The following is a 20,590-nucleotide window of genomic DNA, read 5'->3' as shown; positions in this document are numbered from 1 at the left end:
CTCAGCGGGTGATTGCTATGTCGTCGAGGAGGAACGAGGTTGGGGTTGTGTCGTTCTCGGTGCTCGTCCAGGACAGGGTGACGGTGCGGCCTCGGTACGGCGTGAGGTCTAGTGATTGGGTGACGTACCGCGAGGTGGACTGCGCGCCGGTCAGGGTGCGGGCCGTCTTGCCGTTGATGGTCAGCTTGAGGGAGTCGGCCTTGTCGCCGCCGGTGATGCGTGCGGCGAAGCGCAACTGCGGTCGGCTGGTGGTCGGTACGGCGACCTGCTGGCTCAACATGTCCGACTGGACTGCGCCATACCCGCCCAGCATCGCGTAGCCGAGTCCGGCGTTGCTGTACTGGCCATCGGAGCGGATCACGTCGGCGGACTGGGTCCACCCGCCGGTACCGGCCTCGAAGTCGCCGTTGACGACGGCTCCCTTGTGGGTGCTGACGACCCAGCTGATCACCGTGTTGCCGCGCGCCCCGGTCGAATCGGTCGCGGTGACCGTCGTCGAGTGCGTGCCGGGCTTGCTCGGTACGCCGTAGATGAGGCCGGTGATCGCGTTGAGGCGCAGACCGTCGGGGAGGTCCGTCGCGGTGAGACGGACCGGACGTCCGCCCGAATCGGTCGCCCGGACGTGGAGCACGACCGGGGTGCCGACGGAGCTGAATTGCTGGGTTGGAGTGGTGACGGTGATGCGATTGGCCTTGGTCGGCGAGGTGAGTGAGGCGAGGCCGTTCGGCGTACCGAGGCCGGTCGGTCCGTCCCAGCCGGGTTGCGCAGTACAGAGCGGAGCCGGCTTGCACTCGCCGTTGTTGCCTTCGACAACGTCATTGAGATTGGCGGTGCCGGCGTAGGGGTAGCTGGCAGGCTGCGAAGTGGGGAAGGGGTCGCCGGCGAGGGCATAGGTCGCGGCGATGATCGGCGCGGCCGCGCTGGTACCGCCGTACACGGCCCAGCCGTTGCCGCCGGTGGTCTGGTAGACGGCCACTCCTGTCGCGGGGTCGGCGACTGCGGAGACGTCGGCGATGGCACGCTTCGGGCAGGTGGCTGCTGGGATGACGGCTTGCCAGGTTGGCTTGGTGATCTCGGCGGAGCAGCCGGAGCCGGTGCCGTGGCCTGGTTCGTTGTTCCAGACGGTTTCGGACCAGCCGCGGCCGGAGTCGGTCTTGGTCAGCGTCGTACCGCCGATGGCCGTGGTCGCCGCCGAGCTTGCCGGATAGGAGGTACCGGCCTCGTAGTCGTAGTCGCCGGTGGAGGCGGCGTAGACGATGCCGTTGGTGTTGAAGTACTGCTTGTCGAGCTCTGGCAGGTTGCCCGACTCGGGGCCGCCCCAGCTCAGCGAGACGAACTTCGCGCCCAGCTTCTCAGCGGTCTTCACCGCGGCCAGGAGGTCGTTGCTCGGAGAGTCGGCCTCGATCAGGGTGATGCCGCAGTTCGGGCAGACGGCCGAGACCATGTCGAGGTCCAGCGAGATCTCGCCCGACCAGGAGGACGACGGGGCCGGCAGCGGGCTGGTCTCGCCGTTCTGGTTGAGCTTCTGGAAGCAGCCGTTGTCCGTAGTACAGGCCGGCAGCCCGAACTGCTTGCGGTAGACGGCCAGGTCGGACTCAGCGGTCGGGTCGTCGTAGGCGTCGACGATGTAAACGCGCTGGCCCTTGCCTGCTGTTGCACTTGGCAACTTGTACGCCGAAGCCAAGTCGGCTGGGCCGTAGCCTTGCGGCGCACCGGCAGCGCGAGCGCGGAAGCCGAGGTCGGCCCGTCGTTGCGCGAAGCAAGTGAAGTAGCCGGGCTCGACCTTCTGGTCGCAGCTGGCCACCACCTTCGGGGACTCGGCGACCTCGGCGGAAGCGACCATGCTCGTGCCGCCGACCATGAGCAGGGCCAGGGGAATCGCCAACCGGCGCAGGGCGGTCACTGGTGTACTCCTGTCTTCTGCCAGGTCTTGCCGGCGTCGCGGGTCACCCAGAGCTGGGTATCGGGGGTGTAGGCGGCGTCGCGTTCGACCAGCCAAGCGGTGGTCGGCGACTGCCAGACGAGGTCGTGGATGTGTTCGCTGTTCTCCAGCCAGCTCTGGTCGTAGCGCCAGGACTTGGTGAGCGCCGGGCGGTTGTAGACGAGGCTCGCGGTGACGGTGGTCAGCATGACCGCGCCGTCCGCGTTCACGGCGAGTTGGCTGCCCAGGCCGAGAGTGCCGGGCACAGCGTCGTACCGGAAGGTCTTGCCGCCGTCGCCGGACACCATGACGGTCTTCTCCGACTGGCCGCGGCCGTAGTGGGCGATGCAGAGGGCGAAGAGCCGGTTCGGCCCGTTGGTCGCGAGGTCGGTGACGATCGCGTCCTCGGCATCCGCGCAGGTCAGCGTGCTGGTCGCCTGGACCTTGCCGTCGCGCAGTGTGGTGAGCTTGTTGGGGGCCGTGAAGGATGCCGTGAGCAAGTAAACCGTCGAGCCCTGTGCAGCGAGGAGCACGTTGTCATCGGCGGCCACGTCGACCTTGACCTGCTGCCAGCCGGTGGACTTCCCGGCGGGGGCGCGCCAAACCTTGAGCGGCCGGTCGTCGCAGATGCCGGTGCCGATCGCGCAGCCCGAGGTCACGACGTAGGTACCGTCGGGTGCCGCGAGCAACTGCAGTACCTTGGCGTCGCCGCCAGGCACCGCGACCTTCGTCCAGGTTCTGCCGCTGTCCTTGGTGACCTCGAGGTACGGATCGTAGGCCCAGCCGAACTTCGCGTCGGCGAACTGGAGGCTGGTCAGCCCCGGCTCACCGCTCATCGCGAGCGGGTTGTGCGTCGTGCCTGCCTTGGCCCACGTCTTGCCGCCATCGTGAGTCGCCTGTACTTCCGCCAAGCAGCTCGCGTTGCCGCAACTGCCGAGCAGGTAGCCGTCGTTCGGGGTCGGCCAGACGATGGACTGCGGCGCGAACTTCGGGGCCGCGGGCTGTTGCGCGGTCGCCACGCTCGCCCCCGAGCTCACGAGTAATGCGGTCGCGATCGCCCCAGCCAGCGCTATCGCGGAACGGCCAACATACAGACGCACTGTTCACTCCTCGGACCTAGACGACTGCCACCGCACACGGTAAGCCTTGTCCCGGCCCGTTCGGCGCCCATTCCGGCCAAGCGCCGATTGTGGCCATCTAGGCTGCTTGAGTGGCTGATTGGGAAGCAGTGGGGTTGAGCGGGTTCGACGCAGATTTGTATCGGCAATTGCTGCGGGAGCCGGGGGTGGCGGTCGCGCAGCATGGCGAGGCGCTCGGGGTGCCGGTGGCAACGGTTGAGGCGGCGGTGGCTCGGCTGGTTGGGGTGGGGTTGGTACGCGGTGGCTCGGAGGAGGCGCCGGCACCGGTGGATCCGCGGTCGGGGGTCGGGATGCTGGTGCGGGAGCGGCGGGCGGCGCTCGACGGGGTCGCGGCGATGACCGATCAGCTGGCGCGCGAGTTCAGCGCGGGACAGTTGCGGGCCGAGCCGAGCCGGCTGATCGAGATCGCGGTCGGGCGGGAGGCGATCGAGGCGCGGATCGAGGACATGTTGCGTGGGGCAACTGAGCAGGCGGTGGGGACCGATACGCCGCCCTACGTTGCGGACGGCAGCCACCAGGTGTCGAGTGCCGAGTTGGCGCTGCTGGACCGGGGGGTGCGATTCCGGTCGATCTACGCTTCCGAAGTACTGGATCACCCGGCGTGGGTGGCGCATCTGACGTCGATGGCGGAGCGGGGTGAACAGGCGCGGGTACTACCTCAGGTGCCCTTGAAGCTGCTGATCGTCGACGGCACCACGGCGATCTTGCCGCTGGCCGGTGATGACAAGCCGACCAGTCCGGCCCAGGCTCGGGCAGTGGTTGTCACTGATTCGGCGCTGACCAATGCGCTACAGGTGTTGTTCGATCAGCTGTGGGGGCAGGCGACGCCGTTGCGGCTGACGGAGTCGGATGCTGTCGACCCGGCTGCTTCGCTGATCAATCTGCTGGCGAGTGGGATGAAGGATGAGGCGATCGCTCGGCAGTTGGGAGTCAGTGGGCGGACTCTGCGGCGGCGGATCGCGCAAGTACAGGAGCAGTTGGGCGCGACGAGTCGCTTCCAGGCAGGACTCCAGGCCGCTCGGCACGGCTGGCGCTAGCGGCAGAGGTCAGCGGCTGTGGTCAGCGGGTGCGGGTCTCGGAATCGCGGGTGACTCGGTCTACGCGGCGGCCGGATTCGTCGAAGATGTGGAGCCGGGCGGTGTCGACGGCGAGGTGGACCTTGGAGCCGGTCTTCAGGCCGGCGTTCGGGTCGATCTCCAGTACCAGGTCGGCGCGGCGGTGGGTCGCGGCGGCGGTCGGCTCGGGCTCGATCGATGACGCCTCGACCCGGCCCAGGCGGGTCCTGGCCCTGGAGCGCCAGCCCGACAGGCGGGAGGTGAGACCGGACATGTGGGGAGCCGCATGCCGCGTCCTCGGGCCACCGTCGGCGAAGGCGAGGCGTTTCGGCGTACGGGGGCGGGGGGAGACGCCGACCAGGTCGGGGTTGAGCATCTCGACGCCGCACTCGATGAACGCGATCCATTGGTTGCCGTGGAATTCGAGGGTCCGCAGCTTGCCGGAGAGGTGACCGGGTTCGCCGCCACCGGCCGCGGCGACGGTGAAGGCGTCGGAGCGGGCGCCCACGATCACCTTGGCGCCGTCGTGGCTGCTCAGGATCAGCGACCGGCGGTCGATCGGCGGCAGCTGGATGGACTGGGCGCCGAAGTCGAGGCTGACCCGGTGGTGCGCGGTGACCCGGACGATGGCCGACATCAGGTTGATCCGGGGACTGCCCAGGAAGCCGGCGGCGAAGGCGGTCGCGGGGTCGTTGAAGACCTGGTCCGGAGTACCGACGTCCTCGATCCGGCCGTCGCGCATGACCGTGATCCGGTCGGCCAGGGTGAGCGCCTCGATCTGGTCGTGGGTGACGTACACCGTGGTGACGTTGAGATCGCGGGCCATCGCGCCGATCTCCTGGCGCAGCTCGGTCCGCAGCGTCGCGTCGAGATTGGACAACGGCTCGTCCATCAGGAAGATCTGCGGTTGCCGCACGATCGCACGACCGATCGCCACGCGCTGACGCTGGCCGCCGGACAATGTTCTCGGCAACCGGTCGAGCGCGCCCTCGATCCGCAGGATCCTTGCCAGCCCGGCCGCCTTCGTGCTCGCCTCGGTCACGTCGTCGCCGGCCATCCGCAACGGGAACATGATGTTCTCGCGCGCGGTCCGGTTCGGGTACAGCGCGCCGTTTTGGAAAACCAGCGCGACGCCGCGATCTTTCGGGGACAGGTCGGTGGCCAGCGTCCGGCCGAACCAGACCTCTCCCGCGCTCATCTCCTCGAGCCCCGCGATCATTCGCAGCAGGGTCGTCTTGCCGCATCCGGACGGTCCGAGCAACACCATGAACTCGCCGTCCGCGACGTTCAGTGACACGTCGTTCACGGCGGGATACTTGCCGTCGTAGGTCTTCGAAACCGAGTCCAGCCGGATTGCTGTCATCACCACCTCCGTTGGGGTGAGGTGAGTACACAGCCCCGCGCACACGTTGTCCAGACCTCCGCGCATACGCTTGCATGATGGACGATCCGCAGACTTGGCGAGAGGCCCGCAGAGAGGCTGCCGCGGCCCAAGCAGCAGCTCTCCAGCACCGTAAGGACAACGAGACTGCGCAGGCCCGTAAGTTACTGGCGGAGTTCGTCGCGACGATGCATTCGCGGGGAATCGAACCTCAGCCACTGCGGGCTCCGGTGGTCGGGACGGGCGCCAGCTACCGGACCGATGTGACCGGCTGGTACCTCCGGCGCAACCAGTCGCTCGGGGTCGATGCCGAGGGCAACTTCTACATCCTGGGGATGCAGCCGAGCGTGAAGGCCAGGCTGCTCGGCGTACGGGTGGTGCCGTCCGATCCGCCGATCATCATCGGGCAGGGTGCGCGGGACGGCGAGTCGCTGCCGCTCAAACAGCTACTGGAGCTGCGGCTGGCCGAGATCGAGGGCTGACGGAAATCGAGTTGCGGGGGACCGGGCCGGTTGGGTAACGTCCCCGGCCTGTCTTTTTGATGGTGGATCGAATCGAACCGGGTGGATCTCCGGGGCGGGATCTTCTGACCGCGACCAGTCCGATTCGATGATTCGAGGCTCCTTGTCATGGCCGAAACCACACTCAACCCTGCCTCAACCGCCGAGCTCGAGGCCGAGCGCGTCTTCCTGGCCGAGGCCAAGGCCGCGCTGGCGCGGATGCACCAGGAGGTGGAGGAGCGCGACGTCCCGCTGATCGGGGGCGAGGACAATGACGAGCGCTTCACCAATGAGGCGAACGAGCGCGCGAAGAAGATGCGGACGCAGGCGCTGCTCGATCTGCCGGACGTGCCGCTGTTCTTCGGGCTGCTCGACTACGAGGCCGGCACGATCGAGGATCTGGACCAGATCCACATCGGCCGCCGGCACGTCCACGACGGCAGTGGGGTGCCGCTGGTCATCGACTGGCGGGCGCCGGTGTCGGTGCCGTTCTATCGGGCGACCCGCAGCGATCGGCAGCGGCTGGTGCTTCGGCGGCGGTACGGGTTCTCCGATCATGCCGAGCTGACCGGGTTCGAGGACGAGTCGCTGATCGGGGCGGTCGAGACCGACCAGGCCGACGCGTTCCTGCGGGCCGAGATCGAGCGGCCGCGTACTGGGCCGATGCGTGACATCGTGGCGACGATTCAGCCGGAGCAGGATGATCTGGTTCGGGCCGCGCTGCATCCGAGCGTCTGCGTGCAGGGCGCGCCTGGTACCGGCAAGACGGCTGTCGGGCTGCACCGCGTCGCCTACCTGCTCTACACCGAGCGGGAGCGGTTGAGCCGGGGCGGCGTCGTGATCGTGGGGCCGAACCGGTCGTTCCTGTCGTACATCCGCAAGGTTCTGCCCGCGCTCGGCGAGGTCGACGTCCGGCAGATCACCATCGACGAGTTGATCAGCCAGCCGGCCACGGCGGTCGACGACGCCGAGGCGGCACGGCTGAAGAGCGATGCGCGGATGGCGCTGGTACTGCGACGCGCGCTGTGGTCGCACATCGGCGTACCGGCCGAGGGAATCCTTTACAGCAAGGGATCCCAGCGGTATCGGGTGCACGACTACGAGCTGGCGGAGATCGTCTCGGCGCTGCGCGAGTCGACTCGGTACGCGCCGGGGCGGGATGCGCTGGCGCAGCGGGTGGCGCACGCAGTACTGGTTCAGATGGAGCGGCGGGGCGAATCGCCGGATGATCGCGTGCAGAACGCCGTGGCCAGGTCGAAGCCGGTGAAGGCATTGCTCGACGCGGTCTGGCCCAAGGTCGTACCGGAGCAGGTCCTGCATCGGCTGCTCTCCGACGCGGACTTCCTGTCGCAATGTGCTGGGGAGGAGTTCACAGCGGCCGAGTGCGCTGCCTTGCTCTGGCAGAAGCCGGCCCGCTCGTGGAAGTCGGCGAAGTGGTCAGCGGCCGACACCCTCCTGCTCGACGAGCTCAACGACCTGATCGAACGCGACTCCGGCTCCCTCGGCCACCTGGTCCTCGACGAGGCCCAGGACCTCTCAGCCATGCAACTCCGCGCGCTGTCCCGACGCTGTCGCACCGGTTCCGCCACCGTCCTCGGCGACCTCGCCCAGGCCACAACCCCTTGGGCAGCAGGCTCCTGGGCTCAGGTACTCGCTCACCTCGAGAAGCCCGACGCCGTCATCGCCGAGCTCGACCGGGGATTCCGCGTCCCCGAACAGATCATCGACTTCGCCGCGAAACTCCTCCCGCAGATCGCCCCGACCCTGGGCACCCCGACCGGCGTCCGCACGATCGCCGATGCCCTCACCGTCATCGCGACCGACGACCAGACCTTCACCGAAACCCTGATCACCTCCTGCCGGACCGCCCTCACCACCGAAGGCTCCGTCGCCCTGATCGCCGCCGACGACCGCGTCACCACCCTGTACGACGCCCTGCTCGCCGCCGGCCTCGAGCCCGCCCTACTGGGCGCCACCGAGGACGAGATGGACACGACCCGCCTCGTCTGCGTCCCGGCGACCCTCGCCAAGGGACTCGAGTTCGACTCGGTCATCGTCGCCGAACCGTCCGAGATCGTGGCAGCCGAACCCCGCGGCCTCCAACGCCTCTACGTCGTACTGACCCGCGCAGTCAGCTCCTTGCGAGTCGTCCACGCGACACCGCTGCCCGAGTCCTTGGGGTAGCTATTTGCTGGCCGGTTTGGGGCCGGTGGAGCGGAGGGTTCCGAGGCGGGACAGGGCGTCGAACCAGAAGCGCGCGCCGGGGATGGTTGCCAGCATCATCAAGATCCAGCCGAGCAGGACCAGCAGGAAGACCTGGATGTCCTGGCCGGCGCCGTGGTCGGGGTCGAGCAGTCCGCGCTTCTCCAGCCAGTTGCAAGAAACTCCCGGGGAGGTACAGGCGGAGACCGTTCCCCAGCCGAGGGGGAGGCCGGCCGCTCGGGTCTTCTGGATCTCCTTGCGGAGGTCGCTCAGGCAGTCGCCGGCATCGTCGGCCTTGCATTCGGCGGAGTTCGCGGCGGCCTGGCTGACGACCGTTTCGCGGAGGGCTTCGTCGGTGTAGAGCGAGCGGGTGATGCCGATGGCGTTGACGTTGAAGACGACGACCAGGACGGCGGCCACGGTCAGGGAGATCCAGCGGACATGGCGTTTGTACCAGCCGGACACCCGGTCCATGTGGTCGTTGTACCACTGCTCGAGACTCTGCCGGAACGTCGTCAGGTCGCCCTTCGCCTCGGCGACCAGACCGAGCAGCGTCTTCTTCAGCGGGTTGTCGTTCGGCCAGCCGGCGATCTCGGCCTTGACCTGATCGAGGGTGGTGGCGCCGGACAGGTCGGGGACGATGACGTCGAGAAAGGCTCGGGCGAAGGCACGGCCCGACACGTAGGAAGGCAGTTCGCGCCGGTCCCTGGCGCTCAGCTTGGCGTTGCCCGCGTCGAGGGCCACCACTCCGTTGTCTGCCGTCCGGGAGACCATCGGCTGGTTCATCACCTGGGTGACCAACGGGCTCGTTCCGACCGGTGGTTGCGGCTGGTTGGGCGCTACGACGGGGGCTTCGGAGGTACGGCGTACGAGGTCCTTCCAGCCGAGCTTGAACTCGCTCTTGCCGTCGACCAGCGAACGGATACCGCGGAGCAGGTACTCGCCGCGCAGCCCCATGAAGCGGGCCGCTCCCTCGGTGAAGACCGAGACCACGGCGGAGAGGGTGGCGAAGACGAGGATGAGTCCGATGGCGGTCTGTACGACCAGGCTGTCCATGTGGTTCATGATCCCCGTCCCGGGCGAACGGTGACAGAACCTGTGGTGTGCCATCGTGAGCGGATGGGTATCGAGGTACGGCCTGCTTCGGTCTTCGAGGACGTCCGGGTCCTGATCGGGCCGAAGCGTGCCGACGCGACCGTCTGCTGGTGCCTGAGCCACCGGATCCCCTCGAAACTGAACAACCAGCTCCACGGACCGGAACGCGGCGAGTACGTCGCGGAGCTCTGCCGCAAGGAGCCGGCCCCCGGCGTCCTCGCGTACGACGGCGACGAGCCGGTCGGCTGGGCCGGTATCGCGCCCCGCGCGGACACCTCGTTCGCCCGCACCACGAGGATCCCGCACGTCGACGACCTACCGGTCTGGTCCCTGTGGTGCATCCGCGTCCGTCCCGGCCACCGCGGATCCGGCCTGTCCCGCATCCTGATCGACGGCGCCGTCGACTTCGCCCGGACGAACGGCGCACCCGTCGTCGAGGCCTACCCACTCGACAGCGGCGACGCCAAGGTGGACCTGACGATGGCGTACGCCGGTATCCGCAAGAACTTCGAGCGCGCCGGGTTCGTCAAGGTCGCCGACACCACCTCGACGCTGGCCGGCCACCCCCGCGTTCTGATGCGGATCGACCTGCGGTAGCGCACGGGTTCGTGATCGGCCGACCGTTGACACGACCTGCCGCGCATGACTCACTGAGGGGAACTGCTGGTCGTCCGTACGGATCGGCATCTCACCCGGGGGGCTGGTGAGGTGCTCGCGGGGAGCAGCAGGCAACGAGGCTGGGGGGCCGATCATGTGGCGAGTCACGCTTCCATACCTGCGGTCTGCGCTCAGGCGCTCCAAGGTGGCGGTTGCGACGGTGGTCGTCGGCGCCTTCATCGCGGGCACGATCGCCACCGTCAAATCTCTGATCGAGTCCCGGATCATCGCGGCGGTGGCCGACGTGGTGAACGGGAACGAGCAAGGCCCGATCGGGTCGCGCCCCCTCGGCGAGATCGGCTCGGGCGACTCCGACTGGGTGAGCGACCTGGCGAACTCGCTGTTCAGCGGAGTCGCCTTCCGCTGGGGCATCGCCATCTATGTGGCGGTCAGTCTGGTGAGCGTGCTGCTGGGCGTCGTGACCACGAGTTCGCGGGAGAGCATCACCCGGCGGCTCTTCTCCGGGCTGTTCGAAGCCGGTGTGCAGAACGCCTTCACGAAGTCGTCCGTGCCGGTCGACCTGGAGGACGAGCCGGGCGGCATGGCTGGAGCGGTCCAACAAGGTGCGCACGCAGTGTCCAGTGCCTACACGTTGCTGGTCGAGGCGGGGCAGTACGTCTTCAGCCTGGCCACCATCGTCATCGTGCTGACCAACGTGCATATCGGATTCGCGGGTCTGTGCCTGGGCCTCGCTGCCGTGCTCGCCGTGCTCAGCTGGGACCAGGGCCGGCGGCTGAACAACCGCCGGGAGAAGTACGACGAACGCCGCCGCCAGCTGTTCGGATTCACCAACGACGTGCTGGCCAACCGGGACGTCCTGCTGGCCCACGAGCGAAAGCCCCACTACGTCGGCCGCCTCGCCGGGTCGAGCCATCAACTGGGAACGATCGACAAGGATCTGTCCACCCGGGAGAGCGTCTATCGCGGCTTGGTGAACCTCATCCAGGATCTGGGGCTGATCGCCATCCTGGGCATCGTGCTGGTCGCCGCGGCCCGCGGTGCCAATGTGAACGGCGTCGGCGACGCGTACTTCTATGTCTCGCTGTTCACCCGGATCATGAGCCCGATCCGCAACATGCTGTACGGCTACGACAGCGTCAGGCGCTCGATGTCGACCTCCCGGACGTTGCTGCGCCTGCTCGCGCGGGAGGAGGCCGCCACTACGCCCGTGGTCGCGGCGGAGTCCGGCGCCGGTTCGTCGTGGGAGGCGGAGTTCGCGCAGGTCTCGTTCGCCTACGAGGCCGGCAGACCGGTCCTGCAGGGTTGCTCCTTCCGCGTCCCGGTCGGTGGTGTGGCTTTGATCGTCGGCCGATCCGGCGCGGGCAAGTCGACGATCGCGCGGATGCTGCTCGGCTTCCTGACGCCTGAGCTGGGGGAGGTCAAGGTCCGCGGCAGGCGGGTCGACTCCTGGGATCACGAGGACTTGCTGAGACAGATGAGCTACCTGTCCCAGACCGGTCACGTCATCGACGGAACCGTCCGCGAGAACCTGTTCGCGGCCGAAGAAACGGACGTCTCCGTGCTGGCCGGGGCACTCCGGACGGTCCGGCTGGCCGGCTGCGAAGCCGACGCCGTCGAACTGCTCGAAGCGCAGGCGAGACGGCTCTCCGAAGGACAGAAACAGCGCCTGGCACTGGCCCGGATCCTGGTGGACCAGGCCCCCATCGTCGTACTGGACGAACCGCTCGCCGGCGTCGACGCCTTCACGTTCGCGGAGGTCCGGGAGCCGATGACGGAATGGATGGCCGACCCGGGCCGAACGGTCGTGATGGTGAGCCACCGCCTTGAGTTCGTCTCGACGGCGACACACGTCATCGTTTTGAGCGAGAGCGGCGACGTGGTCGAGGAGGGCAGCCCGGAGGCCCTGCTCGCCATCCCGAACGGAGTCTTCGCCGCGTTGATGGGCGCCGCGGTCATGAACAGTTGACCGGCGTTCCGGCGCCAAGGCAAAGGCGCCCGGCCGGATCGACCGGGCGCCTTGCATTGGGCTCAGCTCAGGGTTGCGAGGGTTTCGTTCCAGGTTTTGGAGGGGCGCATGATGGCTGCGGCCTTCGCGGGGTCGGGCTGGTAGTAGCCGCCTAGGTCGACGGGGGAGCCCTGGACGGCGATCAGTTCGCCGACGATGGTCTGCTCGTCGGTGGCCAGGGTTTCGGCGACCTGGGTGAAGGACTTGGCCAGGTCGGCGTCGTCGGTCTGGTTGGCCAGTTCCTGGGCCCAGTACAGGCTCAGGTAGAAGTGGCTGCCGCGGTTGTCGATGCCGCCTACCCGGCGGGTGGGGGACTTGTCCTCGTTGAGGAACGTCGCGGTGGCGCGGTCGAGGGTGTCGGCCAGGACCTGGGCGCGGGCGTTGCCGGTGGTCTGGGCGAGGTGCTCGAAGCTGGCGGCCAGGGCGAAGAACTCGCCGAGGCTGTCCCAGCGGAGGTAGTTCTCCTTGACCAGTTGCTGCACGTGCTTCGGAGCCGAACCGCCCGCGCCGGTCTCGAACAGGCCGCCGCCGGCCATCAGCGGGACGACCGAGAGCATCTTCGCGCTGGTGCCGAGCTCGAGGATCGGGAACAGGTCGGTCAGGTAGTCGCGCAGCACGTTGCCGGTGACGGAGATGGTGTTCTCGCCGCGCCGGATCCGCTCGAGCGAGTACTTGATCGCGTCCACCGGCGCCAGGATCTTGATCACCAGGCCCTCGGTGTCGTGCTCGGTGAGGTACTTGACGACCTTGCTGATCAGGTTGGCGTCGTGGGCGCGGGTCTCGTCCAGCCAGAAGATGGCCGGGTCGCCGGTCGCGCGGGCCCGGGTGACGGCCAGCTTGACCCAGTCGCGGATCGGCGCGTCCTTGGTCTGGCAGGCGCGGAAGATGTCGCCCGCGGCCACTTCCTGCTCAAGTACTACGTTGCCGTCGGCATCGACCACCCGAACGGTGCCGGCCTGGGCCAGCTCGAAGGTCTTGTCGTGGCTGCCGTACTCCTCGGCCTTCTGCGCCATCAGGCCGACGTTCGGGACCGAGCCCATCGTCGACGGGTCGAAGGCGCCGTGCGCGCGGCAGTCGTCGAGGACGACCTGGTAGATGCCGGCGTAGCTGCTGTCCGGCAGCACCGCGAGCGTGTCGTGCTCGGCGCCGTCCGGGCCCCACATGTGGCCGGAGGTACGGATCATGGCCGGCATCGAGGCGTCGACGATCACGTCGGACGGCACGTGCAGGTTGGTGATGCCCTTGTCCGAGTCGACCATCGCGAGCGCCGGGCCGTCGGCCAGCTCCGCGTCGAAGGACGCCTTGATCGCGTCACCGTCCGGCAGCGCGGCCAGGCCGTTGTAGATGCCGCCGAGGCCGTCGTTGGGGGACAGGCCGGCCGCGGCCAGCGTCGCGCCGTACTGCGCGAAGGTCTTCGGGAAGAAGGTGCGGACCACGTGCCCGAAGACGATCGGGTCGGACACCTTCATCATGGTGGCCTTCAGGTGGACCGAGAACAGCACGCCCTCGGCCTTGGCCCGGGCGATCTGCGCGGTCAGGAACTCGTCCAGCGCGGCGACGTGCATGACCGAGGAGTCGACGACCTCGCCGGCCAGCACGGGGATCGACTCACGCAGTACGGACGTGGTGCCGTCGGCGCCGGCGAACTCGATCCGCAGCGTGCCGTCGGCCTCGATCACGGTCGACGTCTCGGTCGTGCGGAAGTCGTCAGCGTCCATCGTCGCGACGTTCGTCTTCGAGTCAGCCGTCCAGGCACCCATCCGGTGCGGGTGGGTCTTGGCGTAGTTCTTCACCGAGGCGGGCGCGCGGCGGTCGGAGTTGCCCTCGCGCAGGACCGGGTTCACGGCCGAGCCCTTGGTGCTGTCGTAGCGGGCGCGGATGTCGCGCTCCTCGTCGGTCTTCGGCTCGTCCGGGTACTCCGGGAGCGCGTAGCCCTGCGACTGCAGCTCGGCGATCGCGGCCTTGAGCTGGGGGGCCGAGGCGGACACGTTCGGCAGCTTGATGATGTTCGCGCCCGGCGTCTTGGTCAGCGCGCCGAGCTCGGCCAGCGCGTCCGGGATCCGCTGGTCCTCGGTCAGGTAGTCGCCGAAGACGGCGATGATCCGCCCGGCCAGCGAGATGTCCCGGGTCTCCACGCCCACACCGGCCTGCGCGGCGTACGCCTGGATCACCGGCAGGAACGAGTACGTCGCCAGGGCCGGGGCCTCGTCCGTATGGGTGTAGATGATGGTCGACTCAGTCACTCGCGTCTGTCCTCTGCTCCGTCGATGTCGCTCCCCGGGCCACCCCGGGAGGCAACCCCACCTTAGTCGGCGGACCGGCCGCCGCCGGAGGGGAGTGGTGATGCTCACGGGGAAGGTGGCCGAGGTCTTCCCCCGGAGCCCGATCCGGTTTACCTTCAAGGTCCGTGTGAGCGCTCTCACACGGGAGTTCGCCTTCTTCCGCCCCCGGAGGTGCTTCCGTGATACCCACCCCTGCCCCGACCCGCCGACGCCGTCTGCGCTGGCGCGCGGCGATCGCCGCACTCGTCCTGGCCGTCTGCTCGACCCTCCTGGTGGGTGGCGTGGCGACGGCTGCCGACGACTACACCCAGTCGGTCACGTCGCTGAACGCGACCCAGGCCCAGATCGCCTTCACCCCGACGACGGCCGCCCTGTACGTCGATGTGCACTACACCGGCACCGCACAGGGTCAGCAGAACGTCCGGATGACTCTCAGCGGCGGCACTTGGCGGACGACCGTCAGCGGGTTGTCGTCGGGCACAGTCATCGACTACTGGTTCACGTACGAGAAGAGTGGACCGCAGTACGACACCCCGCACTTCAGCTACACGCACGGCGGCACGACCCCGCCGCAGACGGTCGCGACACCGACCTTCTCGCCGGCTGGTGGCAACTACACCTCCGCGCAGACGGTGACGATCTCCACCTCGACCGCGGGCTCGACGATCCGCTACACGGTCGACGGCTCCACGCCGACCGCGTCCTCGACCCTGTACTCCGGCCCGATCAGCGTCCCGACGACCCGGACGGTCAACGCGATCGGGATCAAGTCCGGCCTCACCACCTCGGCCGTCGGCAGCGCGTCGTACACGATCGGGTCCGTACCGACCGGGTGCACGACCCAGCCCGACGTACCGAACTTCGGCCCGAACACGCGGATCTTCGACCCGGGCATGTCGGCCGCGACGATCCAGGCGCAGCTCGACACGGACTTCAACAACCAGAAGGACACGCTGACCGCGCAGATGGCCGACCGGCGGGTCGCGCACCTGTTCAAGCCCGGCGCCTACAGCGTGCACGACGACGTCGGCTACTACACCTCGGTGGCCGGCCTCGGCCAGAACCCGGGCGACGTGGTCATCAACGGAGCGATCACCGTCGATGCGTTCAACGCGTCCGACCAGGGCGTGGCGCTGCAGAACTTCTGGCGGTCCGCCGAGAACATGGCCGTCAACCCGATCGGTGGCTCGAACCGCTGGGCCGTCGCGCAGGCGGCGCCGTTCCGCCGGATGGACATCCGCGGCAACCTGCAGCTCTACCCGGCCAGCTACGGCTTCGCGAGCGGCGGCTACATCGCTGACACCAAGGTGTCCGGCGAGACTGCCTCGATCTCGCAGCAGCAGTGGTACACACGGGACAGCAACCTCGGCAGCTGGGCCGGTGGCGTCTGGAACATGGTGTTCTCCGGTACGCCGGGAGCGCCCGCCACCACCTTCCCGAACCCACCCGAGACGACCCTCGCCACGACGCCGGTCTCGCGGGACGTGCCTTACCTCTACATCGACAGCGCAGGGAAGTACCGGGTCTTCACGCCGTCACTGCGGACCAACGCGTCGGGCGCCAGCTGGGCGAACGGCTCGACGCCGGGCACGTCGATCCCGATGAGCCAGTTCTATGTGGTGAAGTCCGGCGACACCGCCTCGTCGATCAACTCGGCGCTCACGGCCGGCTGCAACCTGTTCTTCACGCCGGGCGTCTACCACCTCAACCAGACGCTCAATGTGAACCGGGCCAACACCGTCGTGCTCGGCATCGGCTACCCGACGCTGATCCCGGACAACGGGGTCAACGCGATGCAGGTCGCCGACGTGGACGGCGTACGGATCAAGGGACTGCTGTTCGACGCCGGTACGACGAACAGCGCCGCGTTGCTGACCGTCGGCGCGTCGGGATCATCCGCCAACCACGCGGCGAACCCGACCACCCTGCAGGACGTGTTCTTCCGGATCGGCGGCTCGATCGCCGGCCACGCGACGACGAGTCTTGTTGTCAACAGCAACAACGTGATCATCGACCACATCTGGGCCTGGCGGGCCGACCACGGCAACGCGGGCACCTGGGGCTGGACGCAGGCGACCGCGGACACCGGATTGCTTGTCAACGGCAACAACGTGCTGGCGACCGGGTTGTTCGTCGAGCACTACCAGAAGTCGCAGGTGATCTGGAACGGGCAGGGCGGCAAGACGATCTTCTTCCAGAACGAGATGCCGTACGACGTACCGAACCAGGCGAGCTGGAACCGGCCGAGCGGGAAGGCGGGCTATCCGGCGTACAAGGTGGGCGACAACGTCACGTCCCACGAGGCCTGGGGACTGGGTAGCTACAACTTCTTCAACGTCAACCCCTCCGTCAGCGCCTACAACGCGTTCGAGGTTCCCAACAACGCAAATGTCCGCTTCCACAGCCTCTGCACGGTCTCACTCAACTACCAGGGCGTGATCACCCACGTCATCAACGACACCGGAGCAGTCACGCCGCCAGGCACGGTGCCGGTCAACGTGGTGAACTACCCCTAAGTGCCCCGAAAGGAGTGGTGGCGGTGGTGCGGATGCTGGGTCCGGGCGAGTCGGAGCAGGAGTACGCGGCTCGCGGCAGCCGGATGTTCTTCAAGGCGCTGGCCGGTCAGGACGACGGCGACCTGTCGCTGATGGAGCGCACCCTGCCGGTCGGTGGACGCCGCCCACCGCCCCACCGCCATACGAACTGCACTGAGGCGTACTTCGTGCTCGACGGTCTGGTCGCCATCCAGGCCGGCCACGAGGAGCTGTCCGTCGGCCCCGAGGGATTCGTGCTGATCCCTCGGGGTACGCCGCACACCTTCGGCAACGGTGGCGACGCGGAGGCACGGCTCCTGGTGATCCATACGCCCGCCATGGACGCGTACTTCGCTGAGCTTCACGAGCTGTGGAACCGCGGCGAGCCGCCAACCCCGGACGAAGAACGGGAGTTGATGGCTCGCTTCGGGATGGAGAAGGCCTAGCCCCTGGCGGTCGGCAGGTACCTGCTAGCAGGTACGGGGGATGGGCGTCTGCCGGGATGATTCGGCGCCTGGTTCGGACGAATCTGGCGAGTATGAGAGCTTCCTTGCACATACTCCGAAGGGCCGTGGCGGTGACCGGCGTCGTCGTTGCGGCGACGGCCGGGCTGACTGCCTGTGGCGACAAGACGACGTCCTCGGGCAGCACCCCGCCCGCGAACAACAAGGTCGGCATCCTGCTGCCCGACACGGCGACCTCGCCGCGCTGGGTGTCGGCCGACCCCACCGAACTCCGCAAGCAGTGTGACGCGGCCAAGCTCACCTGCTACATCGACAACGCCAACGGCAGCGCGACCACCCAGCAGTCGCAGGCACAGGCCCTGATCAACACCGGCGTCGGCGTCCTGCTGGTGGTGAACCTGGACTCGGGGTCCGGCAAGGCCATCGAGGCGCTCGCCAAGCAGCACAACGTCGTCACGATCGACTACGACCGGCTGACCGCGGGCGGCACCGCGTCGTACTACGTGTCCTACGACAACGTGAAGGTCGGTGAGGACCAGGGCACCGCGCTGACCCAGGCTCCCGAGGTGAAGGGCAAGGCGGCGGTCGGCTACGTCGAGATCGACGGGGCGCCGACCGACAACAACGCGGCCCAGTTCGCCCAGGGCTACAACTCCGTACTGTCCAAGCAGCCCGGCTGGACCAAGCTGGCCGACCAGACCGGAAACTGGGACGCCGCCACCGCGCAGACCGTGTTCACCACGATGCTCGGGCAGCACCCGAACCTCAACGCGGTGATGGTCGCCAACGACACGATGGCGCAGTCCGTCATCAACGTGCTCAAGGCGCAGGGCCTGGTGGGCAAGGTCGCGGTCTCCGGGCAGGACGCCACCGCGGGCGGACTCGACAACGTGATGGCCGGCAGCCAGGCGTTCACGATCTACAAGCCGGTCGCCGGTGAGGCCGACGTGGCGATCAAACTCGCCGGCCAGATCCTCGCGGGCCAGAAGCCGACCGCCCCGACGACGGTCAAGGATCCGTCGACCGGCCGTGCGGTTCCGGCGTACCTGGCCGATCCGACCGTGATCACCAAGGCCAACGTCGCCCTGCCGGTGACGGATGGCTATGTGACCGCCGCGGCCGTCTGCCCCACTCCCGCGCTGGTGGCCCTGTGCAGCGCCAACGGGATCAAGACGCCATGACGTCGCGACCCACCCTGGAACTGCGGGGTATCGAGAAGTCCTTCGGTCCGGTCCATGTGCTGTCGTCGGTGGACTTCACGGCGACAGCCGGGGAGGTGACCGCACTGGTCGGCGACAACGGGGCCGGCAAGACGACGCTGGTCAAGTGCATCGGCGGAAGCTATCGGGTCGACGCGGGGGAGTTGCTCTTCGACGGCGTACCGCGCACCGTCGCCGGCCCCCGCGATGCGGCGCTGCTCGGGGTCGAGATCGTCTACCAGGACCTGGCCCTGGCCGACAACCTCGACATCGTCCAGAACATGTTTCTCGGCCGCGAGCAGATCACCCGGTTGCGCACGCTGGACGAGAACGCGATGGAGAAGCTGGCCCGGCAGGCGCTGACCTCGCTGTCGGTCCGTACCGTCCGATCGGTGCGGCAACGGGTGGCGAGCCTGTCTGGCGGTCAGCGTCAGACGGTGGCGATCGCCAAGTCGGTGCTGTGGAAGTCGAAGGTCGTCATCCTGGACGAGCCGACGGCTGCCCTCGGGGTCGCCCAGACCGAGCAGGTGCTCGACCTGGTCCGCAGGTTGGCCGAGCAGGGGGTCGCCGTGATCCTGGTGTCGCACAACATGAACGACGTGATGCGGGTCGCCGACTCCATCGGCGTACTGTTCCTCGGCCGGATGGCGGCCCAGGTCAGGCGCAAGGACGTGACCCAGACGCAGGTGGTCGAGCTGATCACGGCGGGTCGTTCGGGTGACCTGGGGTTGTCGCCCGAAGAGTCCTCCGGAGCGGTCGTATGAGCGCGCAGGTGGACGAGCTGGTCCAGCAGGACGAACCGGCGCCGGACGAGCCGGGGGAGGGACTGGCGGCTTTGGTCGCCTACCTCAAGGACTATGCCGGCCGGGTGCGGGGCGGCGAGCTCGGCTCGATCCCGGCGTTGGTCGGACTGGTCGTCATCACCGGCGTCTTCGCTTGGGTGCACCAGGGCTTTCTGAGCGCCTACAACCTCGAAGCGCTGGTGATCCAGGCAGCGCCGATCATCGTGATGGCGATGGGCCTGGTCTTCGTACTGCTGCTCGGCGAGATCGACTTGTCCGCCGGTACGACGGGCGGCCTGTGCTCGGCGATCACGGCCGTACTGATCCTGCGGCACGGCGCCTCCTGGTGGCTGGCGCTGGTCGCGGGTCTCGTTGTCGGCCTGGCCATCGGGTTCGGGATGGGCTGGCTACGCGCCCGGGTCGGCATCCCGTCGTTCGTCATCACGCTGGCGACCTTCCTGGCCTTCCAGGGCGTCACCCTGATCCTGATCGGCGGTCAAGGGTCGGTGATCCTGCCCGACGGCTCGCCGCTGATCAAGCTCGAGAACAGCTTCGTGCCGCTCTGGCTCGGCTGGGTGCTGCTGGCACTGGTGGTGGTTGGCTACGCCGCGACCAAGGTCAACGACGCGCTCGGGCGGGTGCGGTCCGGACTGTCCCGGCCGCCGTACACGGTGATCGCGGGGAAGGTCGTCGTACTGGCTGTGCTCGGGGCGGCGTTCACCTACGAGATGGGCGTCAACCGCAACGTGTCCACCAATGCGTTCTTCGACAACTCGGCGCAAGGCATGCCGTGGGTGGTCGTGCTGCTGGTGATCCTGTTCGTGGTCTGGCACTTCGTCCTCAGCCGCACGCGGTACGGCCGGCACCTGTACGCCGTCGGCGGCAACGAGGAAGCATCGCGGCGGGCCGGCATCGTGGTGTCCCGGATTCGCATCTCCGTGTTCGTCATCTGCTCCGGTATGGCCGCTGTCTCCGGAGTCGTCGCAGCCTCGCTGCTGCAGTCGGTGCAGTCGAACGCCGGTGCGGGCAACACCTTGTTGCTGGCGGTCGGTGCCGCGGTCATCGGGGGTACGTCGTTGTTCGGCGGGCACGGCCGCATCATCGACGCCGTTCTCGGTGGCCTGGTCGTGGCCGTCATCATCAACGGGATGAGCGACCTCATCCAGGGCGCGAACTCGGCAGGCTACGAGTGGGTCGTCACCGGTGCCGTACTGCTTCTCGCGGCAGGCTTCGATGCGGTGGTCCGCCGAGCGCGAGCGACCTAGGCGCCCGGCTGCACCGGAAGGTCGACGAGCAGCGTGGTGCCCGCTCCGGCCGGGCTGGCTACCGAGATCGTGCCGTTGAGTGCCTCGACCCGGTCCGCCAGCCCGGTCAGCCCTGACCCGCGATCGGCCGCCGCGCCGCCGCGGTCGT

15 protein-coding genes are annotated in these 20,590 nt (G+C 68.1%); 10 read left to right on the top strand and 5 right to left on the bottom strand.

Translation table 11 applies throughout. The features are described from left to right. Nucleotide 1 precedes the first annotated feature (1 nt). Nucleotides 2–1,903 (bottom strand): putative Ig domain-containing protein, encoded by a 1,902-nt coding sequence (locus ABD116_RS05470; RefSeq protein ID WP_343965458.1) that lies wholly within the window; start codon nucleotides 1,901–1,903, stop codon nucleotides 2–4. Next, entirely contained in the window at nucleotides 1,900–3,021 is a 1,122-nt protein-coding gene (locus tag ABD116_RS05465) for a beta propeller repeat protein (protein WP_343965456.1), read from the bottom strand. The genes ABD116_RS05470 and ABD116_RS05465 overlap by 4 nt, the downstream gene beginning before the upstream one ends. A gap of 110 nt (nucleotides 3,022–3,131) precedes the next feature. Here ABD116_RS05465 and ABD116_RS05460 point away from each other — a divergent pair, with 110 nt between their 5' ends. Continuing rightward, nucleotides 3,132–4,097, top strand: coding sequence for a LuxR C-terminal-related transcriptional regulator (locus tag ABD116_RS05460; protein WP_343965454.1), 966 nt, complete (start codon nucleotides 3,132–3,134; stop codon nucleotides 4,095–4,097). Between the two features lie 22 nt (nucleotides 4,098–4,119). Here the strand turns inward: ABD116_RS05460 and ABD116_RS05455 are convergent, their stop codons facing one another. Then, a complete protein-coding gene (locus ABD116_RS05455; RefSeq protein WP_343965452.1) occupies nucleotides 4,120–5,478 on the bottom strand; it encodes an ABC transporter ATP-binding protein in 1,359 nt (452 codons plus the stop codon). A gap of 77 nt (nucleotides 5,479–5,555) precedes the next feature. Between ABD116_RS05455 and ABD116_RS05450 the strand changes: the two genes are divergently transcribed. Next, entirely contained in the window at nucleotides 5,556–5,978 is a 423-nt protein-coding gene (locus tag ABD116_RS05450; protein ID WP_343965450.1) for a hypothetical protein, read from the top strand. A 147-nt stretch (nucleotides 5,979–6,125) separates the two neighbouring features. Further along, nucleotides 6,126–8,180, top strand: a complete 2,055-nt coding sequence (locus ABD116_RS05445) for a HelD family protein (RefSeq protein ID WP_343965448.1) — start codon at nucleotides 6,126–6,128, stop codon at nucleotides 8,178–8,180. Here ABD116_RS05445 and ABD116_RS05440 read toward each other — a convergent pair whose 3' ends face one another. Further along, nucleotides 8,181–9,254 carry a hypothetical protein gene (locus ABD116_RS05440; RefSeq protein ID WP_343965446.1) on the bottom strand — a complete coding sequence of 358 codons (1,074 nt, stop codon included), beginning with the start codon at nucleotides 9,252–9,254 and terminating at the stop codon, nucleotides 8,181–8,183. Nucleotides 9,255–9,317: 63 nt separating this feature from the next. Here ABD116_RS05440 and ABD116_RS05435 point away from each other — a divergent pair, with 63 nt between their 5' ends. Both ABD116_RS05435 and ABD116_RS05430 read left to right on the top strand, forming a co-directional pair. Then, on the top strand, nucleotides 9,318–9,890 hold the full coding sequence (locus ABD116_RS05435) for a GNAT family N-acetyltransferase (protein WP_343965444.1): 573 nt from the start codon (nucleotides 9,318–9,320) through the stop codon (nucleotides 9,888–9,890). Between the two features lie 205 nt (nucleotides 9,891–10,095). Beyond that, nucleotides 10,096–11,877 (top strand): ATP-binding cassette domain-containing protein, encoded by a 1,782-nt coding sequence (locus tag ABD116_RS05430; RefSeq protein ID WP_343965442.1) that lies wholly within the window; start codon nucleotides 10,096–10,098, stop codon nucleotides 11,875–11,877. A gap of 62 nt (nucleotides 11,878–11,939) precedes the next feature. Here ABD116_RS05430 and ABD116_RS05425 read toward each other — a convergent pair whose 3' ends face one another. Beyond that, nucleotides 11,940–14,159 carry an NADP-dependent isocitrate dehydrogenase gene (locus ABD116_RS05425; protein WP_343965440.1) on the bottom strand — a complete coding sequence of 740 codons (2,220 nt, stop codon included), beginning with the start codon at nucleotides 14,157–14,159 and terminating at the stop codon, nucleotides 11,940–11,942. A 218-nt stretch (nucleotides 14,160–14,377) separates the two neighbouring features. On the opposite strand from ABD116_RS05425, the gene ABD116_RS05420 reads away from it, so the two are divergent. The 5 genes from ABD116_RS05420 (at nucleotide 14,378) to ABD116_RS05400 (ending at nucleotide 20,442) form a co-directional block, all read left to right on the top strand. After that, nucleotides 14,378–16,714: a chitobiase/beta-hexosaminidase C-terminal domain-containing protein gene (locus ABD116_RS05420; protein ID WP_343965438.1), complete on the top strand. Its 2,337-nt coding sequence runs from the start codon at nucleotides 14,378–14,380 to the stop codon at nucleotides 16,712–16,714. 32 nt (nucleotides 16,715–16,746) lie between these two features. Then, a complete protein-coding gene (locus tag ABD116_RS05415) occupies nucleotides 16,747–17,178 on the top strand; it encodes a cupin domain-containing protein (RefSeq protein WP_343966584.1) in 432 nt (143 codons plus the stop codon). A 92-nt stretch (nucleotides 17,179–17,270) separates the two neighbouring features. Then, nucleotides 17,271–18,377: a sugar ABC transporter substrate-binding protein gene (locus ABD116_RS05410; protein WP_343965436.1), complete on the top strand. Its 1,107-nt coding sequence runs from the start codon at nucleotides 17,271–17,273 to the stop codon at nucleotides 18,375–18,377. Further along, nucleotides 18,374–19,159, top strand: coding sequence for an ATP-binding cassette domain-containing protein (locus ABD116_RS05405; protein ID WP_343965434.1), 786 nt, complete (start codon nucleotides 18,374–18,376; stop codon nucleotides 19,157–19,159). The genes ABD116_RS05410 and ABD116_RS05405 overlap by 4 nt, the downstream gene beginning before the upstream one ends. Further along, a complete protein-coding gene (locus tag ABD116_RS05400; RefSeq protein WP_343965432.1) occupies nucleotides 19,156–20,442 on the top strand; it encodes a sugar ABC transporter permease in 1,287 nt (428 codons plus the stop codon). Before ABD116_RS05405 ends, ABD116_RS05400 begins: the two co-directional genes overlap by 4 nt. The last annotated feature ends 148 nt before the right edge of the window (nucleotides 20,443–20,590 follow it).

The organism is Kribbella koreensis (assembly GCF_039525325.1).
In the GTDB taxonomy this organism is placed as follows: Bacteria; Actinomycetota; Actinomycetes; order Propionibacteriales; family Kribbellaceae; genus Kribbella; species Kribbella koreensis.
The sequence above is the reverse complement of the archived record's forward strand: the minus strand, read 5'-3'. Positions and strand labels throughout refer to the sequence as shown.